26 protein-coding genes are annotated in these 14461 nt (G+C 69.0%); all 26 read right to left on the reverse strand.

What is annotated here, in order from left to right:
* Window positions 1-48: 48 nt before the first annotated feature.
* Entirely contained in the window at window positions 49-606 is a 558-nt protein-coding gene (rplQ, locus tag ACFQ80_RS15815) for a 50S ribosomal protein L17 (RefSeq protein WP_430564319.1), read from the reverse strand.
* A gap of 76 nt (window positions 607-682) precedes the next feature.
* Window positions 683-1699, reverse strand: a complete 1017-nt coding sequence (locus ACFQ80_RS15820; protein ID WP_429727860.1) for a DNA-directed RNA polymerase subunit alpha — start codon at window positions 1697-1699, stop codon at window positions 683-685.
* A gap of 161 nt (window positions 1700-1860) precedes the next feature.
* A complete protein-coding gene (rpsK, locus tag ACFQ80_RS15825) occupies window positions 1861-2265 on the reverse strand; it encodes a 30S ribosomal protein S11 (RefSeq protein ID WP_380321664.1) in 405 nt (134 codons plus the stop codon).
* 74 nt (window positions 2266-2339) lie between these two features.
* On the reverse strand, window positions 2340-2714 hold the full coding sequence (gene rpsM / locus ACFQ80_RS15830; RefSeq protein ID WP_430550490.1) for a 30S ribosomal protein S13: 375 nt from the start codon (window positions 2712-2714) through the stop codon (window positions 2340-2342).
* A gap of 194 nt (window positions 2715-2908) precedes the next feature.
* Entirely contained in the window at window positions 2909-3022 is a 114-nt protein-coding gene (gene rpmJ / locus ACFQ80_RS15835) for a 50S ribosomal protein L36 (RefSeq protein WP_009740505.1), read from the reverse strand.
* A 70-nt stretch (window positions 3023-3092) separates the two neighbouring features.
* Window positions 3093-3314 (reverse strand): translation initiation factor IF-1, encoded by a 222-nt coding sequence (gene infA, locus ACFQ80_RS15840; RefSeq protein ID WP_012867920.1) that lies wholly within the window; start codon window positions 3312-3314, stop codon window positions 3093-3095.
* 240 nt (window positions 3315-3554) lie between these two features.
* Window positions 3555-4439 carry a type I methionyl aminopeptidase gene (gene map, locus ACFQ80_RS15845; protein WP_430550491.1) on the reverse strand — a complete coding sequence of 295 codons (885 nt, stop codon included), beginning with the start codon at window positions 4437-4439 and terminating at the stop codon, window positions 3555-3557.
* A gap of 13 nt (window positions 4440-4452) precedes the next feature.
* Window positions 4453-5010 carry an adenylate kinase gene (locus tag ACFQ80_RS15850; RefSeq protein WP_430550765.1) on the reverse strand — a complete coding sequence of 186 codons (558 nt, stop codon included), beginning with the start codon at window positions 5008-5010 and terminating at the stop codon, window positions 4453-4455.
* A 101-nt stretch (window positions 5011-5111) separates the two neighbouring features.
* Entirely contained in the window at window positions 5112-6410 is a 1299-nt protein-coding gene (gene secY, locus ACFQ80_RS15855; RefSeq protein WP_430550492.1) for a preprotein translocase subunit SecY, read from the reverse strand.
* Between the two features lie 304 nt (window positions 6411-6714).
* Window positions 6715-7179: a 50S ribosomal protein L15 gene (rplO, locus tag ACFQ80_RS15860; RefSeq protein WP_430550493.1), complete on the reverse strand. Its 465-nt coding sequence runs from the start codon at window positions 7177-7179 to the stop codon at window positions 6715-6717.
* 2 nt (window positions 7180-7181) lie between these two features.
* Window positions 7182-7364 carry a 50S ribosomal protein L30 gene (gene rpmD, locus ACFQ80_RS15865; RefSeq protein ID WP_079573239.1) on the reverse strand — a complete coding sequence of 61 codons (183 nt, stop codon included), beginning with the start codon at window positions 7362-7364 and terminating at the stop codon, window positions 7182-7184.
* A complete protein-coding gene (gene rpsE, locus ACFQ80_RS15870; RefSeq protein ID WP_079572450.1) occupies window positions 7364-8041 on the reverse strand; it encodes a 30S ribosomal protein S5 in 678 nt (225 codons plus the stop codon). Before rpsE ends, rpmD begins: the two co-directional genes overlap by 1 nt.
* A 43-nt stretch (window positions 8042-8084) precedes the next feature.
* Window positions 8085-8456: a 50S ribosomal protein L18 gene (gene rplR / locus ACFQ80_RS15875; RefSeq protein ID WP_429727854.1), complete on the reverse strand. Its 372-nt coding sequence runs from the start codon at window positions 8454-8456 to the stop codon at window positions 8085-8087.
* On the reverse strand, window positions 8456-8992 hold the full coding sequence (rplF, locus tag ACFQ80_RS15880; RefSeq protein WP_430550494.1) for a 50S ribosomal protein L6: 537 nt from the start codon (window positions 8990-8992) through the stop codon (window positions 8456-8458). Before rplF ends, rplR begins: the two co-directional genes overlap by 1 nt.
* A gap of 20 nt (window positions 8993-9012) precedes the next feature.
* Entirely contained in the window at window positions 9013-9411 is a 399-nt protein-coding gene (rpsH, locus tag ACFQ80_RS15885) for a 30S ribosomal protein S8 (protein ID WP_430550495.1), read from the reverse strand.
* A 73-nt stretch (window positions 9412-9484) separates the two neighbouring features.
* Window positions 9485-9670, reverse strand: a complete 186-nt coding sequence (locus ACFQ80_RS15890; RefSeq protein ID WP_430550496.1) for a type Z 30S ribosomal protein S14 — start codon at window positions 9668-9670, stop codon at window positions 9485-9487.
* Window position 9671: 1 nt separating this feature from the next.
* A complete protein-coding gene (gene rplE, locus ACFQ80_RS15895; protein ID WP_430550497.1) occupies window positions 9672-10247 on the reverse strand; it encodes a 50S ribosomal protein L5 in 576 nt (191 codons plus the stop codon).
* Window positions 10247-10588: a 50S ribosomal protein L24 gene (gene rplX, locus ACFQ80_RS15900; RefSeq protein WP_430550498.1), complete on the reverse strand. Its 342-nt coding sequence runs from the start codon at window positions 10586-10588 to the stop codon at window positions 10247-10249. Before rplX ends, rplE begins: the two co-directional genes overlap by 1 nt.
* A gap of 2 nt (window positions 10589-10590) precedes the next feature.
* Complete coding sequence (gene rplN / locus ACFQ80_RS15905; protein ID WP_079572436.1) at window positions 10591-10959, reverse strand: 50S ribosomal protein L14; 369 nt, start codon at window positions 10957-10959, stop codon at window positions 10591-10593.
* Between the two features lie 145 nt (window positions 10960-11104).
* Window positions 11105-11395, reverse strand: a complete 291-nt coding sequence (gene rpsQ / locus ACFQ80_RS15910; RefSeq protein ID WP_429764762.1) for a 30S ribosomal protein S17 — start codon at window positions 11393-11395, stop codon at window positions 11105-11107.
* Between the two features lie 7 nt (window positions 11396-11402).
* Window positions 11403-11642 carry a 50S ribosomal protein L29 gene (gene rpmC, locus ACFQ80_RS15915; RefSeq protein ID WP_430550499.1) on the reverse strand — a complete coding sequence of 80 codons (240 nt, stop codon included), beginning with the start codon at window positions 11640-11642 and terminating at the stop codon, window positions 11403-11405.
* Window positions 11642-12061, reverse strand: a complete 420-nt coding sequence (rplP, locus tag ACFQ80_RS15920) for a 50S ribosomal protein L16 (protein WP_380244191.1) — start codon at window positions 12059-12061, stop codon at window positions 11642-11644. Before rplP ends, rpmC begins: the two co-directional genes overlap by 1 nt.
* Window positions 12062-12064: 3 nt before the next feature.
* Entirely contained in the window at window positions 12065-12901 is an 837-nt protein-coding gene (gene rpsC / locus ACFQ80_RS15925; RefSeq protein WP_430564320.1) for a 30S ribosomal protein S3, read from the reverse strand.
* Window positions 12901-13269 carry a 50S ribosomal protein L22 gene (gene rplV, locus ACFQ80_RS15930; protein WP_079572426.1) on the reverse strand — a complete coding sequence of 123 codons (369 nt, stop codon included), beginning with the start codon at window positions 13267-13269 and terminating at the stop codon, window positions 12901-12903. Before rplV ends, rpsC begins: the two co-directional genes overlap by 1 nt.
* A 58-nt stretch (window positions 13270-13327) precedes the next feature.
* A complete protein-coding gene (rpsS, locus tag ACFQ80_RS15935; protein WP_075829208.1) occupies window positions 13328-13609 on the reverse strand; it encodes a 30S ribosomal protein S19 in 282 nt (93 codons plus the stop codon).
* Between the two features lie 15 nt (window positions 13610-13624).
* Window positions 13625-14461, reverse strand: a complete 837-nt coding sequence (gene rplB / locus ACFQ80_RS15940) for a 50S ribosomal protein L2 (RefSeq protein ID WP_430550501.1) — start codon at window positions 14459-14461, stop codon at window positions 13625-13627.

Consider the following 14461-nt stretch of genomic DNA (forward strand, 5'->3'; position numbering starts at 1 on the left):
CCTCTCGGGTGGCGCGGGGCCTCGTCGTGATCGCGGGGACGCGGGAGGTCAGGCCTCCTTGGTCTCCTCGGCCTTCTCGTCAGCCTTGTCCTCGGCGGGGGCCTCGGCCGGAGCCTCGGTGGCCTCCTCGGTCGCCTCGACGGCGGCCTCGTCCTTGGCGGGCTTCTCGTCCTCGGTCTTGGCGGCCTTCGTCGACGCCTTCTCAGTGGCCTTCGTGGCCTCCTTGACGACGGCCTGCTTCGGGCTCACCGGCTCGGTGACGAGCTCGATGACCGCCATGGGCGCGTTGTCGCCCTTGCGGTTGCCGATCTTGGTGATGCGCGTGTAGCCACCGTTGCGCTCGGCCATGGCCGGGGCGATCTCGGTGAACAGCGTGTGCACCACGGACTTGTCGCGGACGACGGTCAGCACCCGGCGACGGGCGTGCAGGTCGCCGCGCTTCGCGAAGGTGATGAGGCGCTCGGCCAGGGGGCGCAGGCGCTTGGCCTTCGTCTCCGTGGTCGTGATGCGGCCGTGCTCGAAGAGCGACGTCGACAGGTTCGCGAGGATCAGGCGCTCGTGAGCCGGGCTGCCACCGAGCCGCGGACCCTTGGTGGGGGTAGGCATTTCTGGTTCTCCTTGAGGGTGGTTCCGCACCGCGCGGCCCGGTCAGGTCGAGCGGGCTGCTGCGGGCGCGGAGACGTCAGTACGACTGCTCGTCCGAGTACGTGGCCTCGTCGTCCCCACCGCTGAAGTACGCGGAGCTGGACGGGTCGAAGTCGAGGGGCGAGTCCTTCAGCGAGAGGCCCAGCTCGGCGAGCTTCTCCTTGACCTCGTTGATGGACTTCGCACCGAAGTTGCGGATGTCGAGCAGGTCGGCCTCGCTGCGAGCCACGAGCTCACCCACCTGGTGGATGCCCTCGCGCTTGAGGCAGTTGTACGAGCGGATCGTGAGGTTGAGCTCCTCGATCGGCAGCGCCAGGTCCGCGGCCAGCGCGGAGTCCGTCGGCGACGGGCCGATCTCGATGCCCTCGGCCTCGACGTTCAGCTCGCGGGCGAGACCGAACAGCTCGACGAGCGTCTTGCCGGCCGAGGCGAGCGCGTCGCGCGGGGCGATCGCGGCCTTCGTCTCGACGTCGACGATCAGCTTGTCGAAGTCCGTGCGCTGCTCGACACGCGTGGCCTCGACCTTGTAGGTGACCTTGAGGACCGGCGAGTAGATCGAGTCGACGGGGATCCGACCGATCTCGGCCTCGTCGTTCTTGTTCTGCGCCGCGGACACGTAGCCACGACCGCGCTCGACGGTGAGCTCGATCTCGAGCTTGCCCTTGTCGTTGAGCGTGGCGACGTGCAGGTCCGGGTTGTGCACCTCGACGCCCGCCGGCGGCACGATGTCCGCGGCGGTGACCACGCCCGCACCCGTCTTGCGCAGGTACATCACGACGGGCTCGTCGTTCTCCGAGGAGACGACGAGGTTCTTGATGTTGAGGATGATCTCGGTGACGTCCTCCTTCACACCCGGCACGGTGGAGAACTCGTGGAGCACTCCGTCGATGCGGATGGAGGTGACGGCCGCGCCCGGGATGGACGACAGGAGGGTCCGGCGCAGGGAGTTGCCGAGCGTGTAGCCGAAGCCAGGCTCGAGCGGCTCGATGGAGAAGCGCGAACGGTACTCCGAGATGACCTCTTCGGTCAGGGAGGGGCGCTGTGCGATCAGCACGGTCAGGTCCTTTCAGTGTGCGTCCGCCATATGACGCATCACGGATCCGCGAGTACTCGCGGCCCCGGGCGGGACTCGGTCCACCCGCCCGGGCAGGCTGCGGCGTCGTGCGGGCCCGGGGCCGATCCCTCGGCCCCGGGGTCCCGACGACGTCGGGAGGGTCAGACGCGGCGGCGCTTCGGGGGACGGCAGCCGTTGTGCGCCTGGGGCGTCACGTCCTGGATCGAGCCGACCTCGAGGCCGGTCGCCTGCAGGGAGCGGATCGCGGTCTCACGACCGGAACCCGGGCCCTTGACGAAGACGTCGACCTTCTTGACACCGTGCTCCTGGGCGCGGCGGGCGGCCGACTCGGCGGCGAGCTGCGCGGCGTACGGCGTGGACTTGCGGGAGCCCTTGAAGCCGACGTGGCCGGCGGACGCCCACGAGATCACGGCGCCCGACGGGTCGGTGATCGAGACGATCGTGTTGTTGAAGGTGCTCTTGATGTGAGCCTGGCCGAGCGGGACGTTCTTCTTGTCCTTGCGACGCGGCTTGCGCGCGGCCGTGGCACGAGTCTTGGGAGGCATGTGTTCTCTGATCTCCTGGTCTGATCGGACCGGGGCGGTTCAGCTCGGGGAGCCGACCACGCCACGGACTGCTCTCAGCGGGCCTTCTTCTTGCCCGCGACGGTGCGCTTCGGGCCCTTGCGGGTGCGCGCGTTGGTCTTGGTGCGCTGACCGCGCACCGGGAGGCCGCGGCGGTGACGCAGGCCCTGGTAGGTGCCGATCTCGACCTTGCGGCGGATGTCGGCAGCGACCTCGCGGCGCAGGTCGCCCTCGAGCTGGAAGTTGCCCTCCAGGAAGTCGCGGAGAGCGACGAGCTGGTCGTCGCCGAGGTCCTTGACCCGCAGGTCCGGGCTGATCCCGGTCGCGGCCAGCGTCTGCTGGGCGCGGGTACGGCCGACGCCGTAGATGTACGTGAGCGCAACCTCGAGCCGCTTGTCGCGGGGGAGGTCGACGCCGATCAGACGTGCCATGTGCCTTCCGGCTCCTGTACTTCTTCCAGAGGTCTGCCGCACCGCCTCCCGCGATGACCGCGGGCCCCGGCCCCTGGACCGGAGGTTCCCCTCGCCCGTCCCCCCGGGAGCTTGCGCTCCGGCAGGACGGGTCGAGGTTCGTGGTGGTGCGCTGTGTCCGACGGCGAGCGAGTGCCGTCAGGCGGTGGCTGCGATCAGCCCTGGCGCTGCTTGTGGCGCAGGTTCTCGCAGATCACCATGACGCGACCGTGCCGGCGGATCACCTTGCACTTGTCGCAGATCTTCTTGACGCTCGGCTTGACCTTCATCAGTGTTCCTCCGCCGCCGTACGCACGCCGGCGGGTGCCGGCGCCACGACGGCGCTCGATGGGGTGGTGGTTACTTGTAGCGGTAGACGATCCGACCGCGGGACAGGTCGTACGGGCTGAGCTCGACCACGACACGGTCCTCCGGGAGGATCCGGATGTAGTGCTGACGCATCTTGCCCGAGATGTGCGCGAGGACCTTGTGGCCGTTCGCCAGCTCCACACGGAACATCGCGTTCGGCAGGGCCTCGACCACGCTGCCCTCGATCTCGATGACGCCGTCCTTCTTTGCCATGTCCTCCGCTAACTCTCGTCTGTCCCCGGGCGCCCGTCAGCAACGTGACGGAGGTCCGGATGTCGTGCGTGCCGCCTGCTCACCCTCGTCCCGACCGGCCGACGTGACGTCGAGCCGGTGCTGGTCTGCAGCGCCACCATCTCGCGCGTGCATCTCGAGGAACTGCCGAACGGACTACACCCGACAGACCATCGTACTCCATCGCACCAGCAGCTGCGAACGTGAGCAGACGGTCGTCGGTCACACGTCGAGGGGCACGGGCACGACCTCGAACGGGGCGAGACCGGCGCGTCCGCCGTCGGCGGCCGTCAGCACGCTGATGCCGTCCTCGAGGAGGGCCACGGAGTGCTCCCAGTGGGCGGCGCGCGAGCCGTCCTGCGTCACGACCGTCCAGTCGTCGGCGAGGACCCGGGTCGCCCCGCTCCCCCGCGTGACCATCGGCTCGACGGCGAGGCACATGCCCGGCCGCAGCCGGGGGCCGCGGTCCGAGGTGCGGAAGTTCACGACGTCGGGCGGCTGGTGCATCGCCGTGCCGATGCCGTGGCCCACGTAGTCCTCGACGATCCCGTACTCGACGCCCGAGACGCCCCCGGCCAGCTCGACGGCGGCCTCGACCGCGGTCCCGACGTCGCCCAGCCGCTTGCCGCCGGCCAGTGCGGCGATCCCCGCCCACATGGCCGTCCGCGTCGCGCGGACGAGGTCGAGGTCCGCCGCGTCGACACCGTCGACCGCCGCCGTCTCCTCGACGTCGAGCGCGCCGTCCGGCCCCAGCACGAGGCTGATCGCCGAGTCGCCGTGCCAGCCGTCCACGATCGCGCCGCAGTCGACCGACACGACGTCGCCGACCTCGAGCACGCGACCACCGGGGATGCCGTGGATGACCTCCTCCGAGACGGAGACGCAGATCGTCGCGGGGTACCCCTCGTAGCCGAGGAACGACGGCGTCGCCCCCGCGTCCGCGATGACCCGCGCCGCGACCGCGTCGAGGTCCGCCGTCGTCAGGCCCGGGCGGGCCGCGGCACGCACCGCGTCGAGCGCCGACGCGACGACCAGGCCGGCACGCCGCATGACGCGCACCTGGTCGGGCGTCTTGAGCTCGATGCGCTCGCGCGAACCGAAGATCATGGCGTCAGGGACCTCAGCCGAGCTCGGCGGCCAGCGCCTGGACGATGCGCTCGGTGACCTCGGAGACGTCGCCGATGCCGTCCACCTTCGCGAGGATGCCCCGCTCGGAGTAGGCGGCGGTCAGGGGCGCGGTCTGCTCGTCGTAGATGTCGAGCCGGCGCGCGATCGCCTCCGGGGTGTCGTCCTCGCGGCCCTCGATCTCGGCGCGCTTGGCGATCCGCGACAGGAGCTCCTCGCGGGCGGCGGTGAGCTCAATGACGCCGTCCAGCTCCCAGCCGAGATCGGCCAGGATGCCGTCCAGCGCCTCGACCTGGTGCGCGTTGCGCGGGTAGCCGTCGAGCAGGAAGCCGGACTTCACGTCGTCCTCGCCGAGGCGCGAGCGCACCATCTGGTCGGTGACCTCGTCCGGGACGAGCTCACCCTTGGCGCTGTACTCCTGCGCGAGCTTCCCGAGCTCCGTGCCGCCCTTGATGTTGGCGCGGAAGATGTCGCCCGTCGAGATGGCGGGGATGCTGAAGAGCTCGGCGAGGCGCGCGGCCTGCGTGCCCTTGCCCGCACCCTGCGGCCCCATGATCACCAGGCGCGTCACCCGCGCCTCGGCGCTGGGGGCGCCGTGGAGCTCGCGGCGGGTGGTCGGCGTGGCAGCAGTGCTGCCGCCTTCGGTCGTCTCGGTCAACGGAGGAACCCTTCGTAATGACGCTGCTGGAGCTGGGAGTCGATCTGCTTCACGGTCTCGAGCCCGACGCCCACGATGATGAGGATCGACGTGCCGCCGAACGGGATGTTCGTGGTGACTCCCAGCACCACGAGCACGATCGTGGGGATGAGGGCCACGATGGCCAGGTAGATCGAGCCCGCGGACGTGATGCGGGTGATCACGTAGTCGAGGTACTCGGCCGTGGGCCTTCCCGCGCGGATGCCGGGGATGAAGCCGCCGTACTTCTTCATGTTGTCCGCGACCTCGTCCGGGTTGAACGTGATCGACGTGTAGAAGAACGCGAAGAAGATGACCATGAGCACGTACAGCACGATGTACAGCGGGTCGGACTGCTGGACCAGGTTCTCCGAGATCCACAGCACCCAGCCCGCGGTCGGCTCGCCGAACTGGGCGATCAGCCCGGGGATGGCCAGGATCGACGCCGCGAAGATGACCGGGATGACGCCGGCCATGTTGATCTTGATCGGGATGTAGGTGCTGGTCCCGCCGTACATGCGGCGGCCCACCATGCGCTTCGCGTACTGCACCGGGATGCGGCGCTGGGACTGCTCGACGAAGACGACCAGCCCGACGACGAGCACGATGACCAGGATCATCACGATGAAGTTCAGGGGGCCGTTCGAACCGCCGGCGATCGACCAGAGGGCCGACGGGAAGCTCGCCGCGATCGACGTGAAGATCAGCAGGGACATGCCGTTGCCGACGCCGCGCTCGGTGATCATCTCGCCGAGCCACATGACCAGGCCGGTACCGGCCGTCATGGTGACGACCATCAGCGTGGCGGTCATGAAGCTGTCGTCCGTGATCACGTCGACGGGGCAGCCCTGGAAGAGCATCCCCGTGCGCGCGGTCGTGATGATCGTCGTCGACTGCAGGATCGCCAGGGCGATCGTCAGGTAGCGCGTGTACTGCGTCAGCTTCGCCTGCCCCGACTGGCCCTCCTTGTGCAGGGCCTCGAACCGAGGGATGACGACGCGCAGCAGCTGCACGATGATGCTCGCGGTGATGTACGGCATGATGCCGAGCGCGAAGATCGACAGCTGCAGCAGCGCGCCACCGCTGAAGACGTTCACGAGGCCGAGCAGCGAGGTGCTGCCCTCGAGGGCCGCGACGCACTGCTGGACGTTGCCGTAGTCGACGCCGGGTGTGGGCACGAGCGACCCCACCCGGAAGAGCGCCATGATCGCGATCGTGAACAGCAGCTTGCGCCGCAGGTCCGGTGTCCGGAAAGCCCGGCCGAATGCGCTGAGCACCTATCCTCCTGGCCCGCCGCGGCGGGTTGTCGTGTCGCCGGGGATCGGCGAGGTGTGGCGCGAGCTCCCGGCACCGCGGCCCGTGGGCCACGCCGCCGTCACGCCGACTCGGTCAAGGTCCGACCGGGGAGAACCCGGCCTCGCCGTCACCCGGATCAGGTGCGTGGCGCGGACCGTGACGGATTCTACGTGGCCGGGACCAGTGATCCAGACCACACGCCGTCGCGGAGAGCTGGCCCGCGCCAGCACGCCGGGAGCACACAGGGCCGGCAGCGCGTGTGCGCCGCCGGCCCTGATGCGGATGTCAGTCCTCGGAGACCGTGCCGCCGGCCGCCAGGATCTTGTCCTTGGCGGAGCCGGAGACGCGGTCGACCGTGACGTCCAGCTTGACGGTGATCTCGCCGTTGCCGAGCACCTTCACCGGCTGGCCCTTGCGGACCGCGCCCTTGGCGACGAGGCCCTCGACGGTGACGGAGCCACCCTCGGGGTACAGCGCGGCGAGCTTGTCCAGGTTGACGACCTGGTACTCGACGCGGAACGGGTTCTTGAACCCGCGCAGCTTCGGGAGGCGCATGTGCAGAGGCATCTGCCCACCCTCGAAGCCGGCGGGAACCTGGTAGCGAGCCTTCGTGCCCTTGGTACCGCGACCCGCCGTCTTGCCCTTCGACGCCTCGCCACGACCCACACGGGTCTTGGCGGTCTTGGCGCCGGGGGCCGGACGCAGGTGGTGGACCTTGAGCGGCTGCGACTTCTCGGTGTTGTCGGCCATGATCACTCGACCTCCTCGACGGTGACGAGGTGCGCCACCGTGGTGACCATGCCACGGATCTCCGGACGGTCCTCCTTCACGGCGGTGTCGCCGATCCGCTTGAGGCCGAGGGTCCGCAGCGTGTCACGCTGGTTCTGCTTGCCGCCGATGGCGGACTTGACCTGGGTGACCTTCAGTCGAGGCATCACGCACCCACCTTCTCGCCGGCCTTCTCCGCCTTGGCGGCAAGTCCGGCAGCCTGCGCACGCAGGAGCGCGGCCGGAGCCACGTCCTCGAGCGGCAGGCCACGGCGGGCGGCCACGGCCGCCGGCTCCTCGAGGCCCTTGAGGGCCGCGACGGTCGCGTGCACGATGTTGATCGAGTTGGACGAGCCGAGCGACTTGCTCAGCACGTCGTGGATGCCGGCGCACTCCAGCACGGCGCGCACCGGACCACCGGCGATCACACCGGTACCCGGCGAGGCCGGACGCAGGAACACGACGCCGGCGGCCTCCTCACCCTGGATGGGGTGAGGGATGGTGCCCTGGATGCGCGGGACGCGGAAGAAGTTCTTCTTCGCCTCCTCGACACCCTTGGCGATCGCCGCGGGCACCTCCTTGGCCTTGCCGTAGCCGACACCGACGGTGCCGTCGCCGTCGCCCACCACGACCAGCGCGGTGAAGCTGAAGCGACGACCGCCCTTGACGACCTTCGAGACGCGGTTGATCGTCACCACGCGCTCGACGAAGGCGTTCTTGTCGGCCTGGTCGCGGCCACCGCCACGGCGGTCGTCACGACGACCGCCACCGCCGCCGCGGCGGCCGTCGGTCTTGTTGGACTCGTTGGCGCCCTGGGGGGCGCCGGTGCGCTGCCCTGCAGCCATCAGAGGATCCTCATCTTCCGTGCGAACTCGCGGACGTCGGCCATCACAGCTCCAGCCCCGCTTCCCGGGCGCCGTCGGCGACCGCAGCCACCCGACCGTGGTACTTGTTGCCACCGCGGTCGAAGACCACGGTCTCGACGCCGGCGGCCTTGGCACGCGCGGCGACGAGCTCGCCGACCTTGCGGGCCTTGGCCGTCTTGTCGCCGTCGAGGGCGCGCAGGTCGGCCTCGAGGGTCGAGGCGGAAGCGACGGTCTTGCCGACCGTGTCGTCCACGACCTGCGCCACCATGTGGCGCGACGAACGGGTCACGACGAGGCGCGGACGCGCCGCGGTGCCCTTGATCTTCTTGCGCAGGCGCAGGTGACGGCGCTGACGAGCGACGGCCTTGCCCTTGCCCAGAACCTTGAGAGCCATCACTTACCAGCCTTTCCGACCTTGCGGCGGACGACCTCGCCGGCGTATCGCACGCCCTTGCCCTTGTAGGGCTCCGGCTTGCGGATCTTGCGGATGTTCGCTGCGACCTCGCCGACCTGCTGCTTGTCGATGCCCGCGACCGAGAACTTGGTCGGGCTCTCCACCGCGAAGGTGATTCCCTCGGGCGCCGTGACGACGACCGGGTGCGAGAAGCCGAGAGCGAACTCCAGGCTCTGGCCCTTGGCCGCGACGCGGTACCCGGTACCGACGATCTCGAGCTTCTTCTCGTAGCCCTGGGTCACACCGGTGACGATGTTGGCCAGGAGGGTGCGGGTGAGGCCGTGCAGCGCACGGGACTCACGCTCGTCGTCCGGGCGCGACACCACGAGGGTGGCGTCGTCCTGGGCGACCGTGATGGGGGCGGGCACCGCGTGCTCCAGGGTCCCCTTGGGGCCCTTGACGGTCACGAGCGCACCGCTGATGGTGACGTCCACACCGGCCGGGACCGGAACGGGAAGCTTGCCGATTCGAGACATGGCGATTTCTCCTTTCCGGATTACCAGACGTAGGCGAGGACTTCGCCGCCGACGCCCTTGGCCTGGGCCTGACGGTCCGTCAGCAGGCCGGAGGACGTGGACAGGATGGCCACGCCGAGGCCGCCGAGGACCTGGGGCAGGTTGGTGGACTTCGCGTAGACGCGGAGGCCGGGCTTCGAGACGCGGCGGATGCCGGTGAGGGCACGCTCGCGGCTCGGGCCGTACTTGAGGGACAGGGTGAGGGACTTGCCGACCTTCGCGTCCTCGACGCTCCAGCCGGTGATGTACCCCTGCGCCTGCAGGATCTCCGCGATGTTCGACTTCAGCTTCGAGTGCGGCATGGTGACCGTCTCGTGGTGCGCCGAGTTCGCGTTACGCAGACGCGTGAGCATGTCTGCGATGGGGTCTGTCATGGTCATTGGGCTCCAGCCCTTCCTCGCCGGGGTATCCGGGTAGTGCTTGCGCACCGCCCGGACCTGCGGCGTAGTGGTTTTACCAGCTGCTCTTGTTGACGCCGGGGAGCTCGCCGCGGTGGGCCATCTCCCGCAGGCAGATCCGGCACAGGCCGAACTTGCGGTAGACCGAGTGCGGACGGCCGCACCGCTGGCACCGGGTGTAGGCGCGGACCGCGAACTTCGGCTTGGCGGCCGCCTTGTTGATCAGGGCCTTCTTCGCCATGTCAGTTCTGCTCCTTGAAGGGGAAGCCGAGACGGCGCAGCAGGGAGCGGCCCTCGTCATCGGTCGTCGCCGTGGTCACGACCGTGATGTCCATGCCGCGGACGCGGTCGATCTTGTCCTGGTCGATCTCGTGGAACATCGACTGCTCCGTGAGACCGAAGGTGTAGTTGCCGTGCCCGTCGAACTGCTTCGGGCTCAGACCGCGGAAGTCGCGGATACGGGGCAGCGCGATCGACAGCAGCCGGTCGAGGAACTCCCACATCCGGTCGCCGCGCAGCGTGACGTGCGCGCCGATCGGCATGCCCTCGCGCAGCTTGAACTGCGCGATCGACTTCTTGGCCCGGGTCACCTGGGGCTTCTGCCCCGTGATCGCCGTGAGGTCGCGGATCGCGCCCTCGATGAGCTTGGAGTCCTTCGCGGCGTCACCGACACCCATGTTGACGACGATCTTCGTCAGACCGGCGACCTGCTGGATGTTCTGGTGGCCGAACTCCTCGAGCAGCGCCGCGATGATGTCCTCGCGGTACTTCTGCTTGAGGCGCGGGGTGGCCGGGGCCTCGAGAGTGGTCTCGGTCATCAGATGTCCTTCCCGGAACGCTTGGCGACGCGCACGCGGACGGTGCGGGTACGGCCATCGCGCTCGACCTGCTCGGTACGGAACCCGACGCGCGTGCCCTTCTTGGACTCCGGGTCGACGATCATCACGTTCGAGACGTGGATCGACGCCTCGACGGTCTCGATGCCACCCGTGCGGGTGCCCCGAGCCGTCTGGCCGGCCTTGACGTGCTTGGTGACGCGCTGCACGCCCTCGACCACGATGCGGTCGGTGTCCTTGAGGACCTCGAGCACACGGCCCGTCTTGCCCTTGTCGCGACCGGCGATGACGATCACCTGGTCGCCCTTCTTGATCTTCGCCATGGTCAGAGCACCTCCGGCGCCAGCGAGATGATCTTCATGAACCGCTTGTCGCGCAGCTCGCGCCCGACCGGGCCGAAGATGCGGGTGCCACGGGGCTCACCGTCGTTCTTGAGGATCACGGCGGCGTTCTCGTCGAACTTGATGTAGGAACCGTCGGGACGACGGCGCTCCTTGGCGGTCCGGACGATGACGGCCTTGACCACATCGCCCTTCTTCACGTTGCCGCCGGGGATCGCGTCCTTGACGGTGGCGACGATCGTGTCGCCGATACCGGCGTAGCGACGGCCGGATCCACCGAGAACACGGATGCAGAGAATCTCCTTGGCACCCGTGTTGTCGGCGACCCGCAGTCGCGACTCCTGCTGGATCATCGATTGATCTCCTGTCGTCGAGCCGGTTCTCGTCCCAGGCTGTCCCGGGCGAGCCTTGCCGAACGGATAGTTGCTGTGGTGGCCGGGGCGGGCCGCATACGTGTGTCACGTCCCGCCCCGGCCGAAGGTCACCAGACCTTCTGGATCACTTGGCCTTCTCGAGGATCTCCGTCAGGCGCCACCGCTTGGTCGCGGACAGCGGACGGGTCTCCATGATCTCGACCAGGTCGCCGATACCGGCGGAGTTCTGCTCGTCGTGCGCCTTCACCTTGGTGGTGGTGCGCAGGACCTTGCCGTACAGGGGGTGCTTCTTGCGGTCCTCGACCTCGACGACGATGGTCTTCTCCATCTTGTCGCTGACGACGTAGCCACGACGGACCTTGCGCGTGCTGCGCTCGGTCGTCTCAGCGGCCACCGCGTTGGTGTTCTCGCTCATCGATGCCTCACTCACTCACGCTCGGGGCCGTGCGGATACCGAGCTCGCGCTCGTGCAGGACCGTGTAGATCCGCGCGATGTCGCGCTTGACGGCCTTGATCCGACCGTGGGACTCCAGCTGGCCGGTGGCCGACTGGAAACGGAGGTTGAAGAGCTCCTCCTTGGCCTTCTTCAGCTCGGCGACCAGCTTCTCGTCGTCGAACCCGTCGAGGTCAGCGGGGGTCATGCCCTTGGTTCCGACTGCCATCAGTTCGCACCACCCTCGCGCACCACGAAACGGCACTTCATCGGGAGCTTGTGGATCGCGCGGCGCATGGCCTCACGGGCCAGCTCCTCGTCGACGCCGGCCAGCTCGAAGACGATCCGGCCGGGCTTGACGTTGGCGACCCACCACTCGGGCGAGCCCTTGCCGGAACCCATGCGGGTCTCGGCGGGCTTCTTGGTCAGGGGACGGTCCGGGTAGATGTTGATCCAGACCTTGCCGCCACGCTTGATGTGGCGGGTCATCGCGATACGAGCAGCCTCGATCTGACGGTTGGTGACGTAGGCGGGCTCGAGAGCCTGGATGCCGAAGTCGCCGAACGCGATCGTGGTGCCACCCTTGGCCGCGCCGGAGCGCTTCGGGTGGTGCTGCTTGCGGTGCTTGAGCCTGCGGGGGATCAGCATGACTCAGGCCTCCGTTCCGGACTCGGGGGCCGCAACCGCCTCGGCCGGCGCCTGGGCCGCGTCGGACGCGGGGGCGCTCTCTGCGGCCGGCTGGGCCTGACGCTCGGGGCGACGACCGCCACCGCGGCGCTCCCCGCGCTCCGGACGACCACCACGACCCCCACGGGGGGCGGCGGTCGCCTGCTGCGCGGCGAACTCCTTCTCGGTCATGTCGCCCTTGTAGATCCACACCTTCACGCCGATGCGGCCGAAGGTGGTGCGGGCCTCGAAGAAGCCGTAGTCGATGTACGCGCGCAGCGTGTGCAGCGGCACACGACCCTCGCGGTAGAACTCCGACCGGCTCATCTCGGCGCCGCCGAGACGGCCCGAGACCTGGACCCGGATGCCCTTGGCGCCGGCGCGCTGCGCGGACTGGATGCCCTTGCGCATGGCGCGGCGGAACGAGACGCGGCTCGCGAGCTGCTCGGCGATGCCCTGCGCGACCAGCTGCGCGTCGATCTCCGCGTTCTTGACCTCGAGGATGTTGAGCTGGACCTGCTTGCCCGTGAGCTTCTCGAGCTCGCCGCGGATGCGGTCGGCCTCAGCACCTCGGCGGCCGATGACGATGCCCGGACGCGCCGTGTGGATGTCCACGCGGACGCGGTCGCGGGTGCGCTCGACCTCGACCTTGGAGATGCCGGCCCGCTCGAGACCGGTGCTCATGAGCTTGCGGATCGCCACGTCCTCGCGGACGTAGTCGCGGTACCGCTGACCAGGCTTGGTGCTGTCGGCGAACCAGCGCGACCGGTGGTCGGTGGTGATGCCGAGGCGGTACCCGTGCGGGTGAACCTTCTGCCCCACTATCGGGCCCCTTCCTTCTGCTCACGCGGTGCGACGACCACGGTGATGTGGCTGGTGCGCTTGAGGATCTGGCTCGCACGCCCCTGCGCCCGCGGACGGAACCGCTTGAGCGTCGGCCCCTCGTCGACGAACGCCGCCGAGACGAAGAGCTCCGTCTCGTCGAAGCGCTCGCTGGCGCGGTCGGCCTTCACCCGGGCGTTCGCGACGGCGCTCTCCACAACCTTGCGGATCGGCTCGCTCGCCGCCTGCGGCGCGAACTTCAGCACCGCGACGGCCTCGGCGGCCTGCTTGCCACGGATGAGGTCCACGACGCGCCGGGCCTTCTGGGGCGTGACACGGACGAACCGCGCCTGCGCCTTGGCTTCCATTGCTGTCCTGCTTCCTTTTCTCAGACCGTCGGGGCCTGTCGCCTGGCTGACCCGGGGGTCAGCGGCGACGGCCCTTCTTGTCGTCCTTCACGTGGCCGCGGAAGGTTCGCGTGGGAGCGAACTCGCCGAGCTTGTGGCCGACCATCGCCTCGGTGACGAAGACCGGGGTGTGCTTCCGGCCGTCGTGCACGGCGAAGGTGTGACCGAGGAAGTCGGGCGTGATGACCGACCGACGGGACCAGGTCTTGATGACGTTCTTGGTCCCCTTCTCGTTCTGAGCGTCCACCTTCTTCTGCAGGTGGTCGTCGACGAAGGGGCCCTTCTTCAGGCTACGAGGCATCTGTCAGGCTCCTTTTCAGCGCTTCTTGCCGGTGCGGCGACGGCGGACGATCAGCTTGTCGCTCGGCTTGTTCGGGCGGCGGGTCCGGCCCTCGGGCTGGCCCCACGGGCTGACCGGGTGGCGACCACCGGAGGTCTTGCCCTCACCACCACCGTGCGGGTGGTCGACCGGGTTCATGACCACGCCACGGACGGTCGGGCGGACGCCCTTCCACCGCATGCGGCCGGCCTTGCCCCAGTTGATGTTCGACTGCTCGGCGTTGCCCACCTCGCCGACCGTGGCGCGGCAGCGCAGGTCGACGTTGCGGATCTCGCCGGACGGCATGCGCAGCTGCGCGTACGGGCCGTCCTTCGCGACGAGCTGCACGGAGGCACCCGCGGAGCGGGCGATCTTCGCGCCGCCACCGGGGCGGAGCTCGACGGCGTGGATGACCGTACCGGTCGGGATGTTGCGCAGCGGCAGGTTGTTGCCGGGCTTGATGTCGGCGCCGGCACCGGCCTCGACGACGTCGCCCTGCGACAGCTTGTTCGGCGCGATGATGTAGCGCTTCGTGCCGTCCGCGTAGTGCAGGAGCGCGATCCGAGCCGTGCGGTTCGGGTCGTACTCGATGTGCGCGACCTTGGCGGGCACGCCGTCCTTGTCGTGACGACGGAAGTCGATCACGCGGTAGGCACGCTTGTGGCCACCGCCCTTGTGACGGGTCGTGATGCGACCGGAGTTGTTGCGCCCACCCGTCTTGGACAGCGGACGGACCAGAGACTTCTCCGGCTCGGAGCGCGTGATCTCGACGAAGTCGGCGACGCTGGAGCCGCGGCGTCCGGGCGTCGTCGGCTTGTACTTACGGATTCCCAT

It is taken from the genome of Isoptericola sp. NPDC056578 (assembly GCF_042793275.1).
Taxonomy (GTDB): domain Bacteria; phylum Actinomycetota; class Actinomycetes; order Actinomycetales; family Cellulomonadaceae; genus Isoptericola.